At 40.0% G+C, this 19,561-nt stretch carries 20 protein-coding genes; all 20 read left to right on the top strand.

All coding sequences use genetic code 11. The features are described from left to right. Positions 1 to 81: 81 nt before the first annotated feature. The 20 genes from ACXAHI_RS05950 to ACXAHI_RS05855 all read left to right on the top strand — a co-directional run bounded on the left by ACXAHI_RS05950 (position 82) and on the right by ACXAHI_RS05855 (position 19,471). Positions 82 to 1,389: an NfeD family protein gene (locus tag ACXAHI_RS05950; protein ID WP_474848089.1), complete on the top strand. Its 1,308-nt coding sequence runs from the start codon at positions 82 to 84 to the stop codon at positions 1,387 to 1,389. A 24-nt stretch (positions 1,390 to 1,413) separates the two neighbouring features. Continuing rightward, on the top strand, positions 1,414 to 2,403 hold the full coding sequence (floA, locus tag ACXAHI_RS05945) for a flotillin-like protein FloA (RefSeq protein WP_270179332.1): 990 nt from the start codon (positions 1,414 to 1,416) through the stop codon (positions 2,401 to 2,403). 27 nt (positions 2,404 to 2,430) lie between these two features. Beyond that, positions 2,431 to 2,871 carry a hypothetical protein gene (locus ACXAHI_RS05940; RefSeq protein ID WP_474846662.1) on the top strand — a complete coding sequence of 147 codons (441 nt, stop codon included), beginning with the start codon at positions 2,431 to 2,433 and terminating at the stop codon, positions 2,869 to 2,871. A gap of 143 nt (positions 2,872 to 3,014) precedes the next feature. After that, a complete protein-coding gene (yqfC, locus tag ACXAHI_RS05935; RefSeq protein ID WP_474846660.1) occupies positions 3,015 to 3,308 on the top strand; it encodes a sporulation protein YqfC in 294 nt (97 codons plus the stop codon). A gap of 38 nt (positions 3,309 to 3,346) precedes the next feature. Further along, on the top strand, positions 3,347 to 4,534 hold the full coding sequence (yqfD, locus tag ACXAHI_RS05930) for a sporulation protein YqfD (RefSeq protein ID WP_474846658.1): 1,188 nt from the start codon (positions 3,347 to 3,349) through the stop codon (positions 4,532 to 4,534). A gap of 6 nt (positions 4,535 to 4,540) precedes the next feature. Beyond that, on the top strand, positions 4,541 to 5,503 hold the full coding sequence (locus ACXAHI_RS05925; RefSeq protein WP_474835260.1) for a PhoH family protein: 963 nt from the start codon (positions 4,541 to 4,543) through the stop codon (positions 5,501 to 5,503). A 165-nt stretch (positions 5,504 to 5,668) separates the two neighbouring features. Continuing rightward, a complete protein-coding gene (locus ACXAHI_RS05920; RefSeq protein WP_474846656.1) occupies positions 5,669 to 7,795 on the top strand; it encodes an HD family phosphohydrolase in 2,127 nt (708 codons plus the stop codon). Continuing rightward, positions 7,792 to 8,256 carry an rRNA maturation RNase YbeY gene (ybeY, locus tag ACXAHI_RS05915; RefSeq protein ID WP_474846654.1) on the top strand — a complete coding sequence of 155 codons (465 nt, stop codon included), beginning with the start codon at positions 7,792 to 7,794 and terminating at the stop codon, positions 8,254 to 8,256. Before ACXAHI_RS05920 ends, ybeY begins: the two co-directional genes overlap by 4 nt. 28 nt (positions 8,257 to 8,284) lie before the next feature. Then, positions 8,285 to 8,635, top strand: coding sequence for a diacylglycerol kinase family protein (locus tag ACXAHI_RS05910; protein WP_474846652.1), 351 nt, complete (start codon positions 8,285 to 8,287; stop codon positions 8,633 to 8,635). Positions 8,636 to 8,649: 14 nt separating this feature from the next. Beyond that, positions 8,650 to 9,048 (top strand): cytidine deaminase, encoded by a 399-nt coding sequence (locus tag ACXAHI_RS05905; RefSeq protein ID WP_270179325.1) that lies wholly within the window; start codon positions 8,650 to 8,652, stop codon positions 9,046 to 9,048. Then, positions 9,041 to 9,949 carry a GTPase Era gene (gene era / locus ACXAHI_RS05900; RefSeq protein ID WP_474846650.1) on the top strand — a complete coding sequence of 303 codons (909 nt, stop codon included), beginning with the start codon at positions 9,041 to 9,043 and terminating at the stop codon, positions 9,947 to 9,949. Before ACXAHI_RS05905 ends, era begins: the two co-directional genes overlap by 8 nt. Before the next feature lie 101 nt (positions 9,950 to 10,050). Next, positions 10,051 to 10,197, top strand: coding sequence for a YqzL family protein (locus ACXAHI_RS05895; protein ID WP_474846648.1), 147 nt, complete (start codon positions 10,051 to 10,053; stop codon positions 10,195 to 10,197). Between the two features lie 36 nt (positions 10,198 to 10,233). Further along, on the top strand, positions 10,234 to 10,983 hold the full coding sequence (recO, locus tag ACXAHI_RS05890) for a DNA repair protein RecO (protein WP_474846646.1): 750 nt from the start codon (positions 10,234 to 10,236) through the stop codon (positions 10,981 to 10,983). Between the two features lie 139 nt (positions 10,984 to 11,122). Beyond that, positions 11,123 to 11,764, top strand: a complete 642-nt coding sequence (ccpN, locus tag ACXAHI_RS05885; RefSeq protein ID WP_270179321.1) for a transcriptional regulator CcpN — start codon at positions 11,123 to 11,125, stop codon at positions 11,762 to 11,764. Between the two features lie 14 nt (positions 11,765 to 11,778). After that, on the top strand, positions 11,779 to 12,603 hold the full coding sequence (locus tag ACXAHI_RS05880; protein WP_474846644.1) for a pyruvate, water dikinase regulatory protein: 825 nt from the start codon (positions 11,779 to 11,781) through the stop codon (positions 12,601 to 12,603). Between the two features lie 236 nt (positions 12,604 to 12,839). Beyond that, entirely contained in the window at positions 12,840 to 13,331 is a 492-nt protein-coding gene (locus ACXAHI_RS05875) for a YaiI/YqxD family protein (RefSeq protein WP_474846642.1), read from the top strand. A 20-nt stretch (positions 13,332 to 13,351) separates the two neighbouring features. Continuing rightward, complete coding sequence (gene dnaG, locus ACXAHI_RS05870; RefSeq protein WP_474846641.1) at positions 13,352 to 15,172, top strand: DNA primase; 1,821 nt, start codon at positions 13,352 to 13,354, stop codon at positions 15,170 to 15,172. 47 nt (positions 15,173 to 15,219) lie between these two features. Next, positions 15,220 to 16,335: an RNA polymerase sigma factor RpoD gene (gene rpoD, locus ACXAHI_RS05865; RefSeq protein ID WP_270179317.1), complete on the top strand. Its 1,116-nt coding sequence runs from the start codon at positions 15,220 to 15,222 to the stop codon at positions 16,333 to 16,335. 303 nt (positions 16,336 to 16,638) lie between these two features. Further along, the gene (locus ACXAHI_RS05860) at positions 16,639 to 17,778 is read left to right on the top strand and encodes an acyl-CoA dehydrogenase family protein (protein WP_474846639.1); all 1,140 of its coding nucleotides are present in this window, start codon (positions 16,639 to 16,641) and stop codon (positions 17,776 to 17,778) included. A gap of 43 nt (positions 17,779 to 17,821) precedes the next feature. After that, on the top strand, positions 17,822 to 19,471 hold the full coding sequence (locus ACXAHI_RS05855; protein WP_474846637.1) for an AMP-binding protein: 1,650 nt from the start codon (positions 17,822 to 17,824) through the stop codon (positions 19,469 to 19,471). The last annotated feature ends 90 nt before the right edge of the window (positions 19,472 to 19,561 follow it).

Genomic DNA, 19,561 nt, shown 5'->3' with positions numbered 1-19,561 from the left:
TGAAACCTGTTTGTGAGTTGATCCGTATATATAGAAAGCTTGAAAGGAGGGATCGACATCAAAAATGACGCCATCAAGCTAATGGGAATCGTGGCAGTCTTAATGGCTATTGGATTCTCGTTCTTTGGACAAAGTGCAAACGGGCAGGGAGAAGGACAGGTTGTTTATTTCATACCTGTTGAGCAGAAAGTTGAACGTGGTCTAGAGGCATTTTTGAAGCGATCGATCGAGGATGCTGAAGAAGCTGGGGCAGACCATATTGTTCTCGAAATAGATACGCCTGGTGGAGCTGTAAACGCTGCGGATAATATTGGTGAAATCATCAAAGCAACAGAGGTACCCATCACTGCGTATATCTCTGACAGAGCTTTATCTGCTGGTGCTTACATTGCTCTTAATACAGATCAAATCATAATGGAGCCAGGTGCATTGATGGGTTCAGCGGCTATAATCGATCAATCAGGTAATACTGCTGGTAAGAAAGCTGAGTCGTTTTGGCATGCAGCGATGAAATCAGCTGCTGAATTAAACGATCGTGATCCAAAAATCGCGCTTGCAATGGCTGATCCAGACGTTGATCTACCTAAATACAACGCACCAAAAGGGGAATTATTGACCCTTAATGATGTGGAAGCTGCCGAAGTAGGGTATTCGGAAGGTACTGTTGAGGACAGGACAGAGTTAGTCCAAATACTTAATCTTTCTGATGCAAAAATAATGGACGCTGAAGTCAGCATAGCTGAAAAGATAGCTAGGTTTGTTACAAACCCAATCATAATACCCATCTTACTTTCTATCGGAAGTTTAGGGCTTGTATTGGAGCTTTATTCTCCAGGGTTTGGAATTCCTGGGTTCATGGGTGCAGGAGCACTATTGCTATTCTTTTTCGGACATATGATAGCTGGTTTTGCAGGATGGGAATCTATTCTGTTATTAATAACTGGTATCGTCCTAATCCTAATAGAAATTTTTATACCGGGCTTTGGTATATTCGGAGTATTAGGCGCATTAGGAATTGTGGGAAGTATCGTGCTTGGCTCAGGTCAGTCATTGCAGTACGTATTGATCGCTGTTCTGTTGGCAGTTGCAATAACAATCGGTGGCTCATACCTCTTTATCAAATTATTTGGCTATCGAGGCTTTTTCAAAAAGATTGTACTATCTGATTCTACTAAGTCAGAGCAAGGGTATGTATCGAACGTCACTCGAAATGAGCTGATTGGAAATGAAGGTATTACGGTGACACCATTAAGACCCGCAGGTATAGCGGATTTTGGTAATGAACGATTGGACGTCGTTACAGAAGGTGATTATATACCAAAAGGAACCACTATCACGATTACGAAAGTCAACGGATCGCGCATTGTTGTTCGAACCGTTAACAAATAAAAAAGAATTACAGGGAGGAAAACAATGGATACAGGTTCATTAGGTTTGATTATTATAGTAGGTCTTGTGATTATTGGTCTAGCGATCTTATTCACATTTGTACCGGTAATGCTATGGATTTCAGCTCTCGCAGCTGGTGTAAGGGTAAGTATCTTTAATCTTGTAGGAATGAGACTGAGACGTGTTATTCCGTCACGTGTTATTAACCCTCTTATCAAGGCTGTTAAAGCAGGTCTTGATCTGAGCACGAACCAATTAGAGAGTCATTACTTAGCGGGTGGTAACGTTGACCGAGTTGTAAACGCGTTGATCGCTGCCCACCGTGCTAACATCGAGCTTAGCTTTGAGCGTTGTGCAGCAATTGACCTTGCAGGTCGTGATGTGCTTGATGCTGTTCAAATGAGTGTTAATCCAAAAGTTATCGAAACGCCGTTTATCGCTGGTGTTGCAATGGATGGAATCGAAGTAAAAGCGAAAGCAAGAATTACAGTACGTGCAAACATCGACCGCCTAGTGGGTGGTGCAGGTGAAGAAACAGTTATTGCGCGTGTTGGTGAAGGGATCGTAAGTACAATCGGTTCTTCTCACGATCATAAGAAGGTACTAGAAAACCCAGATATGATTTCTCAAACCGTATTATCAAAAGGTTTGGATGCAGGAACAGCATTCGAGATTTTGTCCATCGATATTGCAGATATCGATATCGGTAAAAACATTGGAGCTGTACTTCAAACTGACCAGGCAGAAGCAGACAAGAATATTGCACAAGCGAAGGCAGAAGAACGCCGCGCGATGGCTGTTGCTCAAGAGCAAGAGATGAGAGCAAGAGTTGAAGAGATGAGAGCGAAAGTTGTTGAAGCTGAAGCTGAAGTACCGATGGCAATGGCAGAGGCACTACGTTCAGGGAATATTGGTGTAATGGATTATATGAACCTAAAAAACATTGAAGCCGATACTGATATGCGAGATATGATTGGAAAATCAGATCAAGAAGAAGATGAGGATGATCGTTAATAATCCTCTCAACAGATGGAGGTGACGATGTTGGAGGGTATTATTGAATTACTGTTAAATAACATCGTTTTCGTAATTATTGCAATCGGGGGGATCTTAAGTTTCTTCAAACGAATGGGCTCAGAAGAAGACGAAACGAAGCCCCCTGCTGGTCCTAGAAGAAACGTAGGGCCAAAACAAGAGTATCCCTATTCATATGAGGACAACTCTTCAGAGCAGAGCTTTGATCTAAAACCAGAGCAGTATGATGCTTATGAAGAGGCTCTAGAACGTATCTCTTCTAGAGAAAATACGTCTGATGAACTTAAGGTATACAAGCCAAAGTCTTCGAAGCACCGTGAGTTTGGTGGAATTTCTATCAAGAAGAAGGATGTGAAGAAAGGGGTCATCTGGGCAGAAATCCTCGGAGCTCCTAGGTCAAGAAAACCGCACCCTTCAATGATGAAGATGAAGAATTCCAGAAGATAATAAGAATATGTCATTCTTGTTAGTAAGCCGTCGAGAAAATCTCGACGGCTTTTTTGTATGTAAAATGGTTAAGAGTTACTTTGATGAAAAAGTGATAGTTTGGCTTTGATTATCATAAAGATGAGATGAAAGGGGGAGTATCCATGGCAAAGTGGAGGCATGGCTTAAAAGGATGGTTAACGAGTAGATTAAAGCTTCCGGCAGATGCAGTCATGGACTTACCGCGTATCACCATGGTGGGACAGCTTCATATTTACATAGAAAACCACCAGGGCGTGTTGAAATTTTCTAATGAAGAAGTGCGACTCCTCCTAAAACAGGGTCAGTTGTTGATCAGAGGAAAAGACTTCATGCTAAAAACCATTCTCCCAGAGGAAATTTTGCTTGAGGGAAAAATTGAACACGTTTCCTACCTTGAGAGACCTGAAGACGTTTAGGGGCTTTCAAGACCCGGACTGAATACAGGGGGTCAATGATGAAAGAATATATTCGAGAACTCTTTTCAGGATACGTTCGGATTAAAGTCGTGGGAAGTTATACCGAATTATTCATTAACCGATGTATCGAATATGGCATTCCCATCTGGAATATCAAACGCTTAGATGAACAAACAATCGTATTATCCTTATATATTTCTGATATTAGGAGGATAAGACCACATTTAAAAAGGACGAGATGTAAGGTTAGAATTCATGAGCGAAAAGGATTTCCGTTTATAGTTCAAAGAATCGTTACATCTAGAGGGTTTCTTGCTGGAGTAATCGGTTCTATCTTATTGATTTTAATTTTATCCAATATGGTCTGGGCAATCTCCGTTAACGGTGCTTCACCTGAAGTAGAGCACAAGCTTAGAAAAGCTGCATATGAACTTGGCATAAAAAAAGGAAAGTTCATTTTCCAACTTCCTACCAACCAGGAAATCCAGCAGGAGCTCTCAGAAAGTTTGAAAGAAGTGACATGGATCGGAGTTAAACGGAATGGAACTTCTTATCATTTTCAGGTTGTGCAGAAACAACTTCCTGAAAAAGAGCCTGCCGCAAATCCTAGGCATATCGTTGCAAAAAAGAAAGCTGTGATTACGAAGATGTACGTTGAAGAGGGTCAAGCTAAAGTGAAGGAAAATGCTTATGTAAAACCAGGTCAGTTATTAATCTCAGGGTTTATTGGGAAAGAAGACAAAAGTCAACTCGTTCCTGCTACAGGAAAAGTCTACGGTAGAACATGGTACGTTTCATCTGTTGATATTCCACTGAATTCTTCATTTTTGACGCACACGGGTGAGAGCAAGACGAATTATTCTTTACGTATTTATGGGTTCAATATTCCCATTTGGGGATTTAAAGCACCCGATTTTAAGCATTACGAAGTGAATGAGCGTGAAACAAACTTTCGCTTTCTTAAATGGCAATTGCCAATATCGATCTCCTACAAGCATATGCTAGAAACGAAAGAGGTAAAGCGAACATATACAAATAAAGAAGCAGTAGAAGCAGCACTGACTGTTGCTCGTGAAGACATTAAGGATAAAACAGCGGAAGATGCTGAAATTAAAACAGAAAAGATTTTGCACGAGAAGGTAGAGAATGGTAAAGTAAACGTAAAGATACACTTTGAAGTGATAGAGGAAATTGGAAAAAATATACCTATTGTTCAAGGAGATTGAGGTCTATTGACAGAACGAGTTGTTGACTTATCATTACAATTAGAAAATTCTAACGAAGCTCAGACTCTATTTGGTCCAGGAGATGAGCATCTCAAAATAATCGAAGAAGCACTAGAGGTTTCACTGGTTACACGTGGTGAAGGGATAACTGTAAAAGGCAGCGAAGAGGCAGTTGATATGGTGAAGGACGTCATGTCCACCCTTCAGTCACTTATTAAGCGAGGAGCTAGCATCTCTGGCAGAGATGTTGTGTATGCATGTCAACTTGTTCAACAAGGCATGATCGATCAGCTCCTTGAGCTTTATCAAGAAGAAATTACTACGAACGCAAAAGGAAAACCTATTAAAGTCAAAACTTTAGGGCAACGTCACTATGTGTCTGCTATGAAGAAAAATGACTTAGTATTTGGAATAGGACCTGCCGGTACAGGGAAAACCTATCTAGCTGTCGTAATGGCGGTAGCAGCATTAAAGTATAATCAAGTAAAGAAGATCGTGTTAACTCGTCCAGCTGTGGAAGCTGGGGAGAGCCTAGGCTTCCTACCGGGTGATTTAAAAGAGAAGGTCGATCCTTATTTACGCCCTTTATATGACGCTTTGCACGATGTGTTAGGAGTCGAACAAACCTCACGCCTAATCGAACGTGGGACGATTGAAATTGCCCCATTAGCATATATGAGAGGTAGAACACTTGATGATAGCTACGTTATTCTAGACGAAGCTCAGAATACTACATCTCAGCAAATGAAAATGTTCTTAACAAGATTAGGGTTCGGTTCTAAGATGGTTATCACAGGTGATATCACACAGATCGACTTACCAAAAGGAAAAGAGTCTGGACTCGCTGCAGCTGAAAAAATATTGAATCGAGTGAAAGATGTTTCGTTCATCTATCTACAGCAAACGGATGTTGTACGTCATCCTCTCGTTCAAAGGATCATCGATGCATACGAACATACCGATAAATAATAATAAACTACCTGAGTTCTACACAAATAGAGCTTGGGTAGTTTTTGTTTTGAAAAGCTGTTAGATGTGCTTATTTTGCCTATTCTCATCCTTTTTGAAGAGAATTCTGATAAAATATTAGAAGGGTATTCGTGTTAAGGTTTAATCTGTGAGGTGAAGCAGTTGATGTTTACGAGGATTAAGAGCTTTATCCAGCATAATCTCCGTCATCTTGAGGGTGGTCAACTAACCAAGTGGTCGTTATATGCTGTTGCTGCGATCGTTATGTACGTAACTATGCTTTCAAATGTAATACCAGAGTCATTAAATGTTTCATTGTATTCAAGAGCGAATCATGATATTGCTTCACCGATTACGATTGAAAATAGAAAAGCAACTGAAGAAGCACGTTCCAAGGCCGCTCAAATCGAAGGTAAATACGTTTATAGAGATGAAGTGCTGCAAGGTCAAGTAGACAATCTCAATGACTTGTTCTCAGGCATCGAGAAGGTAAAGATGACTGAGGAAGGGGATAAAACGGTCACAGAACAACTAACAGAATTAAGAACACTTTTATCATCTTCTATGGCAGAAGATATAAGCAATGACACGCTTAAACCATTATTAGAAGCAGAACGTAATCAAATCAGTTTAATTAAGGAACTTACGCTTTCTGAAGTGATGGAAGTAATGACAGATAAAGTTTCGATCGACAATCTAGAACAAGCACAAAGTGATGTTGAAACAAGCTTATCGTTAACTTCTTTGCCAAAGGATCAAAAACAAGCTATGATAACAGTTGCTCAACAGGCAATCGTTCCTAACTATTTCTTAGACCCTGAATTAACGGAGCAAAGTCGGCAGGAAGCTATTGAATCCGTTCAACCTGTTATGATTCGAGAGGGTCAGATCATCGTTGAGGAAGGTATGATCATCAATAGAGAAGTGATGGACAATCTTAGGCTAGCAGGGCTGTTAGATGACGGTTTCGATCCCATACCATATATCGGTTTAGCATTACTTGTTCTGTTGCTAACAGGCTATTTATATTACTTCGTTCAAGATATTGAAGATCGCGTACGTACAAAAAACACAAATCTATTGATTATTGTACTAGTGTTTTTTAGTACATTGCTCGTATTGAAACTTTCAAGTCTTCTCGGTACGGTCGAGTTTCCTGGTATTACATATATCGTGCCAGCGGCTGTAGGATCTATGCTTATAAAGATGCTGTTCAATGAGCAGATTGCAATCGCTTCCAGCCTTTTGTTCGCTGTATGTGCAGGTGTTTTTTTCAATGGAGAAATCACTGGACCTATGAACGCTTCACTTTCCTTTTATGTACTCATGAGTTCGTTGTCTGGTGTGTTTTTCCTAGGTAGAAGAAACCTCCGCTCGAATATTCTTAAGGCGGGTTTGCTCGTTTCATTGATAAACATTCTATCTGTGGCAATATTATTAATGTTGAAGAATGGTCAATATGGTGGTGTTGAAATCGGGTACCATATGATATTCGCTTTTCTATCCGGGTTTCTATCATCTGTTCTTACATTAGGATTGATGCCATTTTTTGAAGCTGGCTTTCGAATCGTATCAACTACAAGGTTAATTGAGCTATCAAGTCCGAATCATCCTCTTTTAAGAAAAATACTTGTTGAAACGCCAGGAACGTATCATCATAGTGTCATGGTCGCTAATTTATCTGAAGCTGCTTGTGAAGTGATTGGAGCGAACGGGCTTTTAGCTAGAGTAGGAGCGTATTATCACGATATTGGTAAAACGAAGAGACCTCATTTTTTTATTGAGAACCAAATGAACATGGAAAATCCACATGATAAAATTGCTCCGCAGTTGAGTAAAACGATTATAATTTCTCATGCTACCGATGGAGCAGATATGTTAAGGAAACATCGCCTTCCGAAAGAAATCGTGGATATCGCTGAACAACATCATGGTACAAGTTTGTTGAAATATTTTTATTACAAAGCACTCGAGCATACAGACCATGGAATTCCAGAATCAGATTTCCGATACCCAGGTCCTAAAGCACAAACAAAGGAAGCTGCTGTTGTAGGAATCGCAGATTGTATAGAGGCTGCTGTAAGGTCTATGCCGAAGCCAAATCCTGACAAGATCGAGACGCTCGTTAAGAAAATCATCACAGAAAGGCTCGAAGATGGACAATTTGATGAGTGTGATCTTTCACTGAGGGAACTCGATATCGTAGCCAAAACGATACTCGAAACCTTAAACGGCATCTTTCATAGTAGAATCGAGTATCCAACAGAAATAAAAAAGAAGGTGACATCATGAGCTTAGAAATAGAATTTTTTGATGAAACAGAGAAGATAACAGATGAACAAGTTAAGCTGATTAATGAATTACTTAGTTATGCAGCAGAAAAAGAAGAAGTAGAGGGTAGTGAGCTGTCCATTACATTCGTTGATGCAGATAGAATTACTGAGATCAACCGAGATTATCGCGGCAAGGATTATGCTACAGATGTTATTTCGTTTGCACTTGATGACGGTGAAGAAGATCCCGTTATTTTCGGTGAAGATTTCCCACACTTACTCGGTGAAATTGTGATTTGTGTAGAGAAAATTTCAGAACAAGCAAATGAATATAACCATAGTTTCGAAAGAGAGCTAGGTTTCCTTACTGTTCATGGGTTTCTTCATCTATTAGGTTACGACCATATGACTGAAGAAGACGAAAAGGAAATGTTTGATAAACAGAAGGACATTCTGGAGCAATATGGACTTACACGATAGAAACTCAAAATCAAGGCTTTCACGATTTTTGAATAGCTTCAAGTATGCGTCACAAGGGTTCAACTATCTAATTCGAAATGAGCAAAACTTTCTATTTCACCTCATCGTAGGAATGATTGTACTAATCATGGGACTCATTCTAAACTTATCATTAGTGAAAATGAGTATCCTACTATGTGTGATCGGAATCATGTTAAGTATTGAAGCCCTGAATACAGGCATCGAAAGAGTAGTTGATTTAGTTACAGAAGAAGAGCATCCTATAGCTAAGGTAGCAAAGGATGTATCAGCAGCAGCAGTCTTTCTTTTTGCGATTATTTCGGTTATAATCGGATTCCTTCTATTTTTTGAACCAATCATACGTTTGTTACAGTCATAAGGAGGCTACAAAACATGGATAAAAAAATGTTGATAGAAGAGGCAAGAAAAGCAAGAGAAATGGCGTACGTGCCATATTCGAAATTCAAAGTAGGAGCAGCATTGCTATCAGAAGATGGTACTGTGTTTGGCGGGTGTAACATTGAAAATGCTGCGTACAGTATGTGTAATTGTGCTGAACGCACAGCTCTATTTAAAGCATATTCAGAAGGCCACACGAAATATAGCGCGATTGCAGTCGTTGCAGATACGAACAGACCTGTACCTCCTTGTGGAGCGTGTCGACAGGTTATCTCTGAACTATGTGACCCAGCTATGCAGGTGATCCTTACTAATCTAGATGGACAAATACAAGAATTAACAGTCAGTGAATTGCTTCCTGGCGCATTTTCACCGGAGGACTTAAATGAGTAAAGAAGCGTTTAAATCGGGCTTTGTTTCCATAATCGGCAGGCCAAATGTTGGTAAATCGACGTTGTTGAACCACGTGATTGGCCAAAAAATCGCCATTATGAGTGATAAAGCGCAAACAACACGAAACAAAGTACAAGGAGTTTATACATCGAACGATGCACAAGTTGTCTTCATCGATACTCCAGGAATCCATAAACCTAAGCATAAATTAGGCGATTTCATGATAAAAATGGCCCAGAGCTCGCTGAATGAAGTAGATCTTATCCTATTTGTGATCAACGCTGAAGAAGGTTATGGAGCAGGAGATCAATACATCATCGAACGTTTACAAAACGTTGATAGCCCTGTTTTCCTAGTCATTAATAAAATTGATCAAGTTCATCCAGATGAACTATTTCCATTGATTAATTTTTATAAAGACAAATATTCATTTGCAGAAGTCGTGCCTATTTCTGCTTTGCAAGGAAACAATGTGAATACCTTACTCGAACAGGTTATTAGTTATATGGAGGAAGGTCCTCAATACTACCCGAGTGACCATGTTACTGACCATCCAGAACGCTTTATTGTTTCTGAACTTGTTAGGGAGAAAGTCCTTCATTTAACGAGAGAAGAAATTCCTCATTCCGTAACTGTTGTGACTGAACAAATGAAACAGCGAGAAGGATCAGATGTAATTGATATCCATGTAACCGTCGTTGTAGAGCGGTCTTCCCAAAAAGGTATCATCATTGGAAAACAAGGAAAGATGCTTAAGGAGATTGGAAAGAGAGCAAGAAAAGATATCGAATCGTTGTTAGGATCAAGGGTTTACATGGAAATCTGGGTAAAAGTAGTGAAGGATTGGAGAAACAAAATGACTTCACTCAGAGACTACGGCTATAAAGAAGACGATTATTAACACAAAATTTGTCAAATATTCCATCACATAAACCAACATAACAAAGGTCAAGCTACTTAGTAAGAGGAAAACTTTTTACAAATTGAAAGGTGGGATCTGAGATGTTGGAATTTACCTGGAAAGTGTTTTGTGAAACAGGAAACATCGATACTTATCTTCTTTTAAAGGAAATGGAATGCCTGGATACAGAAGATGCTGAGCCACTGATAGAACATAAAGAGGTGCCTCGTACACACTTGACATTGTGATGGAATGAGAGACAAGGAATGGGTTGGTGAAGCTCCTTGTTGAAAAAAGTAGAAGGTATTGTGATAAGAACGGTTGATTACGGAGAAACCAACAAAATAATTACTCTTTATACAAGAGAGACGGGTAAGGTTGGCGTCATGGCAAGAGGCGCAAAAAAACCAAAAAGCCGTCTTTCTTCCGTTTCTCAACTTTTTGTATATGGGCATTACTTATATCACCACACATCAGGACTTGGTGGGTTAAATCAAGGTGAAGCGATCGACTCCTTCCGTTCAATACGTAATGATTTGTTTTTAACGTCCTATGCAGCTTACGCTGTCGAGCTCGTTGATAAATTAACGGAAGATAACAAACCAAATCCTTACTTGTTTGAAATGCTTTATCAAGTCATGCATGCGCTAGATGAAGAGAAGGATCCAGAAGTCGTACTATTTATTTTTGAACTTAAAATGTTGCGGGTTGCAGGAATCAATCCTCAGCTAAGTTCTTGCGTCAACTGTGGGTTAGACAATGGGAAGTTTGAATTTTCTATACGAGAAGGCGGTTTTCTTTGCCATCGTTGTTTGTCTATTGATCCTTATCATATCCCACTTAAGAAAAAGACGGCTGAACTCCTACACCTGTTTTCACACATGGATCTTGGACGACTAGGCAATATTTCTTTAAAGACAGAAACAAAGAAAGAAATCAGAGAAGTACTAAACCAGTACTTTGATGCTTATTCAGGACTTTTCTTAAAATCGAAGAGATTTCTTGAGCAGTTGGATCGTTTTAAGCTTGAATAGCAAAAACCCTGGCACGTTTCCAGGGTTTTTGCTATTTAATGTTAATTTCAGGCAGAAAGCTTACGGATAAATCGAACACTTTTACGAAAAGTCATTAATAGTATATAATAATGAAAATAAAGTATAACATTTTAGTAAGGTGGTGAGCCAAATCGAACTGAATAACCGTCAAGAAACAATCCTTCAGATCGTAAAGAATGAAGGTCCAATAACGGGTGAACATATTGCTGAGAAACTTAGTCTAACACGGGCTACGCTCCGGCCAGACCTTGCCATTTTAACGATGGCTGGTTATCTTGATGCGAGGCCAAGAGTAGGGTATTTTTATACTGGTAAAACTGGTTCTCAGTTGCTTACCGAAAAAGTTAAGAAGATTAAAGTAGACGATTATAAGTCGATTCCGGTTGTTGTGCAGGAAAACACGAGTGTGTATGACGCGATTTGCTCGATGTTTTTGGAAGATGTCGGAACATTATTCGTGGTTAACAAACAAGCTCACCTCGTTGGGGTCCTATCAAGAAAAGATTTGCTAAGAGCTGCTCTCGGTAAACAGGATTTACAGAGTATCCCCGTAACGATTATTATGACAAGAATGCCTAATATTACAGTTTGCTTTCAAGATGATATGCTTATTGACGTAGCAAATCGATTGATTGAAAAGCAAATAGATGCACTACCCATCGTCAAGGAAGTGTCTGAGGGTATGGAGGTAATCGGAAGGATAACGAAAACCAATATCACAAAAGCGATGGTGGACTTAGCAAAGAATGAAATTATTTAGTATAGGAGGTACATATGACAAATACAACAAATCGTGCGGTCGTATATGTTATTTCTGACTCCGTGGGTGAAACTGCTGAGTTAGTCGTAAAAGCTGCTACAAGCCAATTTGATCCTACTGACTTTGATGTCAGAAGGGTGCCATATGTGGAAGATACTGCAACGATACAAGAAGTAATGACCCTAGCAAAAGAAATGAACGCAATCGTTGCTTTTACTCTTGTTGTACCACAGCTGCGAGAGTTTCTATTAGATGTGGCAGCAAAAGAGGGTGTTCAAGTGGTTGATATCATTGGACCGATGATCGATCACATCCAAGAGGCGATTGGTAAAGAGCCCCGAAACGAGCCAGGGCTAGTACATAAACTTGATGAAGATTATTTTAGAAGAGTTGAGGCAATCGAGTTTGCAGTAAAATATGATGACGGGAGAGATCCTAGGGGAATCGGGCTAGCGGACATCGTCCTCGTCGGAGTGTCTAGAACGTCTAAAACGCCCCTTTCTCAATATTTAGCGCACAAGCGGCTTAAAGTTGCGAATGTTCCTATCGTCCCGGAAGTTGAGCCTCCAGAAGAGTTGTTCAAAGTATCTGAAGGCAAGTGTTATGCGTTAAAAATAAGTCCAGAGAAATTAAATGATATAAGAAAAGAACGTCTGAAAGCATTAGGTCTAAATGCAGAAGCAAGCTATGCGAACATGTCACGTATTAAAGAGGAACTAGAGTATTTCGATAAAGTTATCCATAAAATGAATTGTCAGGTTATTGACGTTTCAAATCGTGCAGTAGAGGAAACGGCTAATTTAATTCTAAGCTTGTACAGAGGGAAGCACTCGTCATAATTCCAAATGAAAAGCATACTACCAAGAAAATGTTCTGGTAGTATGTTTTTTTGCGATAAATATCTGTTCAATTTAAATAATTTAGTATATAATCAAATATTGTCAATAAAATTTGTCTATAATCATAATAATAACTTTATCGACCGCTACATCATTGCAGAAGCGGTTAAAATTCTGAAAGTTAAAACATAAATGCTAAAAGAAGGATAACTCAGGGAGATGTAGAATAGAGAATTATGACGAAAAAGAAACTGACGCTTTTTGTCGACGCAGACGCCTGTCCTGTCCCAATAAAAGAAGAGATCGTATCTTTTCAACCAGCCCTTATGAATGCTGAAATTGTTTTTGTAGCTTCATATGCTCATATGAGCACAACGTTCCAAAGTGTAAGATGGGTTATGGTAGACTCAGAAAAAGAAGAAGCAGATCTCTACATTCATCGCCATGTTACAAAGGGAGATATCGCCATTACGCAGGATTATGGACTGGCAAGTCTTCTTTTACCAAAAGGCGTTTTTATTCTGTCCCCAAGAGGGAAAACGTACACAGAAGAGAACATTTCCACTCTTCTACATACGCGGTATCTAGCTTCAAAAAGTAGGCGTGCTGGCAAACATACGAAAGGGCCAAGGAAGTTTACAAACGACGATCGTGAAAACTTTCGTAAAGAATTTATTAAAATTTTGTCGAAATATGAAGGAGATTATTTCTGTTTATCGAAACTATAAAAGCCTGTTGGTGATAAATGATGAGTGGCAGAATCCCAGAAGAAAAAATTGAAGCGATTCGCCGTTCCACAGATATTGTGGATGTAGTAAGTGATTATGTCCAACTGAAGAAGCAAGGCAGAAGCTTTTTTGGACTTTGTCCTTTTCATGGAGAAAGTACACCTTCTTTTTCCGTAGCTCCTGATAAACAAATCTATCATTGCTTTGGATGTGGAACAGGTGGAAATGCCTTCTCATTCCTAATGGAGATCGAAGGATACAATTTCATAGAAGCTGTTCAAATTTTAGGACAAAGAGCTGGTATCGAGCTACCTGAAATCAATAGTGATCATCAATCGAGCTCCAAGACTTCATCCGATAAAGATATCATGTTAAAAGCACATGATTTTCTAGGTAAACTGTATAATTATTGCATGCTTAACACTTCGGAAGGGAATCAGGCTAAAGAGTATCTTGAAAAGCGTGGTTTTACAAAAGAAATGATTGAGAAGTTTCAACTAGGGTTTGCTCCTGAATCATGGGACTACGCTACGAATTACTTAACCAAAAGAAATTATCCTCTTTCAAAGGTCGCGGATGCAGGTCTTCTCTCGAGAAGAGAGTTTGATGGGAAATACTTTGACCGCTTTCGAAATCGAATCATGTTTCCAATTTGGGATGCGAAAGGTAGAACGGTCGCATTCGGAGGGAGAATCGTTGGAAGTGGTGAGCCAAAGTATCTTAATAGCCCAGAGACTCCTATCTTCCAAAAGGGAAAGATGCTCTATGGTTTTCATTTATCACGTTCTTCAATTCGCATGAAAGATCAAGCGATCCTCCTCGAAGGGTATGTTGACGTGATTAGTGCGTACGGGAATGGGGTAGAAAATGTTGTAGCGAGTCTCGGTACTGCTTTAACAAAAGAACAAGCGCGTTTGATTCGTAGGCAAACCGATTCGGCAATCATCTGCTACGATTCAGATAAAGCGGGTATAAGTGCAGCGTTAAGAGCAGCCGAAGAACTTCAAGAAGCTGGCTGTTACGTAAGAATTGCCAAAATGCCTGATGGTCTTGATCCCGATGACTATATCCAGAAATACGGTGGAGATCGTTTTGAAAAGGATGTAATAGGGGCAGCGCCAACTGTAATGGCTTTTAAAATGGAGTTTTTCAGAACAGGAAAAAACCTATCGGATGAAGGAGAACGAATCCGCTATATCGAAGAAGTACTCAGAGAAATAAGCGGACTGACAAAAGCTGTTGAACGGGATCACTATCTTAGACAGCTATCACAAGAGTTTTCACTTTCGCTTGATGCGTTAAAACAGCAAGCAGCCCAATTTTATAAGGAGAGGAAGAATAAGAAGGATAATGCCCCTCCTAAAAGGGATAATAATGCTAGGAAAAATTTCTATGTGAAGAAAAAACTTCTGCCCGCGTTTCATAATGCAGAACGTATCTTACTTGCTTACATGATGCGTGATCTGGATGTAGCTGAGAAAGTTCAGGAAGAAGTTGGCGGTTCGTTCAATATTGACGAGCATAGTGCGATTGCAGCTTATTTATATAGCTTCTATGCTGCAGGCCATGAGGCAGATATCAGTCACTTTATGGAACAGCTCACTGATTCAAACCTTGTAAAGATTGCTTCTGAGCTTGCTATGATGGATTTAAATGACGACGTGTCGGATAAAGAGTTACAAGATTACATTCGACAGGTGTTAATTTATCCAGAATGGATAAAGATAGAAGAGAAAGAAAAAGAGAAAAAAGAAGCTGAATCCAAACAAGATTTTGTACAGGCAGCAAAAATCGCTATGGAAATTCTTGAGATGAAAAAGAACCTTAAAAATTCATCTTAAGCTTACGAATAATTGATGTGTTGAGATGTATGGAAGGAGGGGATCGAATGGCTGAGAAACCTACACGCCAGCCGGCGGAAGGTGAATTAACCATCGATCAAGTAAAAGAGCAGTTAGTAGAGCTTGGAAAGAAGACAAGCTTGATTACTTACTCTACGATCGTTGAACGGTTATCGCCGTTTGAGCAAGATTCAGACCAAATGGATGAGTTTTTTGAGTACTTGGAGGAACAGGGTATTGAAGTTATTGAAGACAATACAGATAACCCTTCTCCGCAAGAAGTTCAGAAAGAAGAAGAATTCGATTTAAACGACCTGAGTGTACCACCGGGTGTTAAGATAAATGACCCAGTACGTATGTACCTTAAGGAAATCGGTCGTGTAGACTTGCTATCAGCAGATGAGGAGATCAACCTTGCTCAACGTATTGAAGAAGGCGATGAGGAAGCGAAACGTCGTCTAGCTGAAGCAAACCTTCGACTTGTGGTAAGTATCGCCAAGCGATATGTCGGAAGAGGTATGCTGTTCCTTGATTTAATTCAAGAAGGAAACATGGGACTGATCAAAGCCGTCGAAAAGTTTGACTATCGTAAGGGTTATAAATTTAGTACGTATGCAACTTGGTGGATCCGTCAAGCCATCACTCGTGCGATTGCCGATCAGGCTAGAACGATACGTATCCCGGTTCACATGGTCGAGACGATCAACAAACTGATTCGAGTTCAACGCCAACTTCTCCAGGATCTTGGTAGAGAACCATCTCCTGAAGAGATCGGTAAAGAAATGGAGCTTTCACCTGATAAAGTTCGCGAAATCTTGAAGATCGCTCAAGAGCCTGTATCTCTTGAGACACCGATCGGGGAAGAGGACGACTCTCATCTCGGTGACTTTATCGAAGACCAGGATGCTTTAGCGCCATCAGATGCCGCTGCTTATGAACTATTGAAAGAGCAGCTTGAAGACGTATTAGATACTCTTACTGATCGTGAAGAAAACGTACTTCGACTTCGCTTTGGGCTAGACGATGGGCGTACAAGAACGTTAGAAGAAGTAGGACGCGTTTTCGGCGTTACACGTGAAAGAATTCGTCAGATTGAAGCAAAAGCGCTACGTAAACTTCGCCATCCTAGCAGAAGTAAGCGCCTAAAGGATTTCTTAGAATAGAATCATCAGTAAAACTCTCTGTCTGTTTAACTACAGCAGGGAGTTTTTTTATTCTAGCTAAATTCTCCTCGCTAAAGATACATTTCTTGTCATTTATTTTACTGATTTTTCATTCGATTTGCAAATCCACATTTCAGTCAAAAAAATTTGAAACTTTCTGTATCAACAAAAACCCTACGTAATTAACGAAAAATTAACACTACATAATTATTTTATTTTTTTAAATGTTGAAAAAACAAAACATAAACGAGATAATAAAATGTAAGCGTATTCAAATAGTGTTTTAACAGGAGGTTCTTTAGTATGCATTTTGACTTAACAGAAGAACAGAAGATGATTCAAAAAATGATTCGTGAATTTGCAGATGAAGTGGTAGCTCCAGATGCAGAAAAGCGCGACAAAGAGAAAAAGTTTCCTCAAGAAATTTTTAAGCAACTGGGTGACCTTGGAATCATGGGCCTACCGTTCCCTGAGGAGTATGGCGGTGGAGGAGCAGATACGATTAGCTTTGCGATTGTTGTAGAAGAATTAAGCCGTGCTTGCGGATCAACGGGTATCACATATTCAGCTCATGTTTCTCTGGGTGGAGCTCCATTAAACCTTTTTGGAACTGAGGAACAAAAACAGAAATATCTTGCACCAATCTGTTCAGGTGAATCATTAGGTGCGTTCGGTTTAACAGAACCTAACGCAGGATCTGATGCTGGGGGAACAGAGACAGAGGCCTATCTCGAGAATGGTGAATGGGTGATCAACGGCAGCAAATGTTATATCACCAACGCATCATATGCGAAGCATCTCGCTTTAACAGCAATCACAGATCGTAAAGATGGACAGAAGGAGATTAGTGCAATCATCTCTCCAACTGATGCTAAAGGGTTCAGAGTAATCGATAATTATGAAAAGCTCGGTCTTCATTCTTCTAACACAACTGAATTAGTTATGGAAGATGTGAGAGTGCCTGAAGAAAACCTTTTAGGAAAGCGTGGAGACGGTTTTAAGCAGTTTTTAATTACATTGGATGGTGGACGTATCGGTATCGGAGCTATGGCTGTAGGGATAGCTCAGGCGGCATACGAGAAGGCGTTGCAGTATGCGAACGAGAGAAAGCAATTTGGACGTCCAATCTCTAAGTTTCAAGCGATTCAATTTAAACTAGCTGATATGGCGATGAAGATTGAACTTGCCAGAAACATGGTACACAAAGCTGCATGGTTAAAAGATCAAGGCAAACGGTTTACAAAAGAGGCATCGATATGCAAGCTTTACGCATCTGAAATTTGTATGGAGGTCTGTGATCAAGCTGTTCAAATACACGGTGGTAATGGATACATGAGAGATTATCATGTTGAAAGATACTTTAGAGATGCTAAGCTGCTAGAAATTGGTGAGGGAACTTCCGAGATTCAACGTACAATTATTGCTAGAGAAATTGGCTGTTAAACTGAACGAGCGCTCGGTTAGAATAAACGATAGGAGTGAGTGTATGTCGGAACTGCTTCATGAAACGATTGGTGAAATGCTCGAACGCCAAGTTGAACGTTATTACAGCAGGGAAGCTGTGGTTTATTCGAAAGAGGGAATACGCTATACGTTTAAAGAATTTAATGAGGAAGTTGACCGCACTGCCAAGGCGCTCATAAACCTTGGCGTTGAGAAAGGTGAGCATGTGGCAGTATGGGCGACAAATGTTCCGGAATGGCTTCTACTTCAATTCGCTACGGCAAAGGTTGGTGCAGTTCTTGTAACAGTCAATACAAACTACCAGAGTACGGAATTGGAGTATGTGTTAAAGCAGTCCGATGCAACGAGGCTATTTTTGATAAATGGTTTTAAAGGCACGTCCTACCCTGAAGCATTTCTTAGTCTTGTAAAACGTGACGACAAAATAGTGAATGGTAGTTGTGCGATAGGAGCACTGCCTCATCTAACAGATGTGGTATACATTGGAGCTGACCGTCATGAGCAATTCAAATCTTGGCATGCTTTTGTGGACGGATATAAAAACGTTACGGAAAATCAGCTCCAAGAACGAAAAGAGAGCCTTACTCCTGATGAAGTGATCAATATGCAATATACATCTGGTACGACTGGGTTTCCGAAAGGCGTTATGCTCACGCACGCAAACATCTTGAACAATGGCTATCATATAGGACAATGCATGGAGCTTTCAGAAAAAGATCGCTTGTGCATTCCGGTTCCTTTCTTTCATTGTTTCGGTTGCGTGCTAGGCACCCTAGCAGCATTCTCTTCAGGAGCATCAATTTTTCCAATCGTAGAATTTGAACCTGAACAAGTTCTCGAAACAGTGGAGAAAGAAAAATGTACTGCCCTTCATGGAGTACCTACGATGTTTATTTCTGAGTTGAACCTTCCATCGTTTAGTAAGTATGATCTGAAAACGTTAAGGACGGGAATAATGGCAGGTAGTCCATGTCCGATCGAGGTTATGAAGAAGGTAATGGATGAGATGAATATGACTGAAATTACGATTGCATATGGGCAGACAGAAGCATCTCCTGTAATTACTCAAACTAGAACGGACGATCCAGTGGATTATCGAGTGAATTCAGTTGGTAAAGCTCTACCGGAAGTGGAAGTTAAGATTGTTGATCCGGTTACAGGAAATGACGTAGGAACAAATGTAACGGGTGAACTGTGTACAAGAGGATATCACGTCATGAAAGGCTATTACAAAATGCCTGATGAAACTCGAGAAGCCGTTGATAGCGAAGGTTGGTTACATACAGGAGATCTAGCTGAAATGGACGAGGAAGGATATGTGAAAATCACAGGCCGTTTAAAAGACATGATTATCCGTGGTGGAGAAAATGTTTATCCTCGTGAAATCGAAGAGTTTTTGTATACTCACCCAGCCATTCTGGATGTTCAAGTAATTGGAATACCTGATGAGAAGTATGGTGAGAAGGTCGTTGCATGTATTCAAAAAAAAGAAGGGCACGACATAACAGAAGCCGATATTCTGGAGTATTGTCAAAATAAGATAGCGAGATATAAAACGCCAGCACATGTTTTCTTTATCGATCACTATCCGATGACGGCATCTGGGAAAATTCAAAAATATCGTCTTCGTGAGACGGCAGTGAAATGGGTAGAGCAAAATACTGGAGTATAACCTCCTTGATGCACCAGCTCAATTGCTGGTGTATTTTGTTTTATGAAGAATATTTGCTATGATAGAACAAGGTTAAACAAAGATTGACAA

It is taken from the genome of Anaerobacillus sp. ABD4_527, from assembly GCF_056160805.1.
This window is presented reverse-complemented; position numbering and strand designations above follow the sequence as displayed.